This window comes from Streptomyces sp. BE303 (assembly GCF_036290945.1).
GTDB lineage: Bacteria > Actinomycetota > Actinomycetes > Streptomycetales > Streptomycetaceae > Kitasatospora.
Genome location: NZ_JAQYWZ010000173.1, coordinates 1 through 438, shown reverse-complemented (window position 1 = coordinate 438; position 438 = coordinate 1). Strand labels below are relative to the sequence as shown.

General features: G+C 72.8%; 1 protein-coding gene. It reads left to right on the top strand.

What is annotated here, in order from left to right:
- Nucleotides 1-438 (top strand): ketoacyl-synthetase C-terminal extension domain-containing protein (locus PUR56_RS01025; RefSeq protein WP_329947446.1); only part of this gene is annotated, 438 nt, incomplete at both ends.

Genomic DNA, 438 nt, shown 5'->3' with positions numbered 1-438 from the left:
TCGGGTCGGTGAAGTCCAACATCGGCCACACGCAGGCGGCGGCCGGTGTCGCCGGCATCATCAAGATGGTCCTGGCGATGCGGCACGAGACCCTGCCCGCCACCCTGCACGCGGACGAGCCGTCGACCGAGGTCAACTGGGCGGCGGGCGCCGGCGAGTTGCTGACGGAGTCGCGGCCCTGGAGCGCCGGGGACCGGCCTCGTCGGGCGGGTGTGTCGGCGTTCGGCGTCTGCGGTACGAACGCGCACGTGATGGTGGAGGAGCCCGCGGCCGTCGGGTCAGCCGCCGGCGTGGCAGAGGTGCAACTTCCCTTGGTGCCGGTGCTGTTGTCCGGTACGGACGAGGCGGCGCTCCGTGCCCAGGCACAGCAGGTGCGACTTGTGGCCGATCGGGATCTCCACACGCTCGCCGCAGCGGCAGCCCGCCGTGCCGCGCTGG